Origin of the sequence: Endozoicomonas sp. YOMI1 (assembly GCF_024606345.1) — a bacterium.
Classification (GTDB): Bacteria; Pseudomonadota; Gammaproteobacteria; order Pseudomonadales; family Endozoicomonadaceae; genus Endozoicomonas.
Map to the genome: position 1 here is coordinate 1 of NZ_JAHHPM010000477.1, position 1,532 is coordinate 1,532.

The 1,532-nt window shown below is 48.0% G+C and carries 1 protein-coding gene; it reads right to left on the reverse strand.

From position 1 onward, the window contains the following. Positions 1–1,532: hypothetical protein (locus KDK15_RS16735; RefSeq protein ID WP_257296530.1), on the reverse strand; the 1,532-nt coding region annotated here is incomplete at both ends.

Genomic DNA, 1,532 nt, shown 5'->3' on the forward strand with positions numbered 1-1,532 from the left:
GTTCAGTCAGTTTCTGGCTTAATTTCAGTTTCTTAAGCCCATCTGCACTGGTCACTTTCTCAACGTATTGTTTGGCCAGGGCCTTCGTGGCCACTTTGTCGAGGGCTTCAAGTTCCGTTACCGGCTTGGTCACGATCTGTTTTAACGTTAAGGCCGAGGTAGGAATGGGAGTCAGGTCAGCCAACTCGGTTATTTTTGCGTCGGTGGGTTGATAAAGATGCCCGATACCTCTTGCGTTGCCAATCTGCGCTGGCTGAGTCAATCCAAGGCTGTATCCCTCAGCCAGTCGTCTCAGTACGTCCATGGCCCTTGCGACCAACTGATCCATTGAATCGGCTCTGGCCACGTACAAAGAGCTTGCGGTATCAGAAATGACCAGAGCCAGTTGATTATTCACCCTTTGTAATTTTGCAAATAGGATATGTCCGATACGCGGGGAGATGCTAAACAGAACAGTAGCATCTGCCCCTGCCGGTAACTGAGTTGCCTTCGCATTGAACGCTGTAACTATCTTTGACAGCATTGACCGAATTGTAAGAAATGGTTCTCCACCATAGACTTCATACGAAAATCGCCCAAGTTTCTGGCTGATTTTATCAAGGTAATGACTGTCTTTTTTCAGGCCCAGGCTACGCCATAAAGCTGCGCGGGAAGCAACCAGACTTTTAGCCGACATTTCCTGTAGCAAGGTCCTGACAAGAGCGGGTAATCGAGCATATCCGGCACCCAGAAAAACAGCATTGACCAGAGCACTTAAAGAGCGGCCAACAGAAATTCCAAAGTGGCTGGCAACGCTCAATGACACTATATCCCCCAGACATACGCCTTCCTTTAATTGCAGATCATTCATCATTAGTCGAAAAGGGTTCCATACCATAGAGAAAGCTGTGACAAAATTTAAATTTGTCACAGCTGGCGGATTGGGGGCCAGAGATATCCGTTGGAGACGCTGCAGCAAGTTACGAACCAAGATCTGGAGCCCTTGCATCATGTCTCTAGGTCGTGCCGGAGTACTTTCGTTAATAATTGAGAGGGTGTTAACTTTATACGCTAATCTGCCAAGTGCCTGATAGTCTTCACTCCACATTAAATTAAAGACCTCTTGCTCATATTGCGCCAAATAATTGGCCATCCCCTGCGGCTGACGGAGTTGATTGACAAGAGCTATTGCATCCGGGTCTCCCGCAACGCCACGCTGCACCGCAAGGGTAAATTCATTGCGCATTGCAGAAAAACCCCGTAAAAAATCCAACAGTTGCGGGACCATGTTGTCTTTGGCAAGGGCATCTTCAGCCCCTATCAGCCACCTGATTCTGCTTAAAAAATCCTGCTCCGAAAGGATCATTCTTTTTGACCGATGGTGATGGGCTACTGTCGTTGAGTTAGTGGTCGGGTCAGGCGCAATTGTGGTGTTGAACTCATGGATAATGTCATCCACCCCGGCTGCTACCATATCGAAATAGTGACGAGCGACATCAGGGAAAGTGGCATTAGTGAACGTGCCATTGATCGTTTCGGCAAAGGCTTCAATA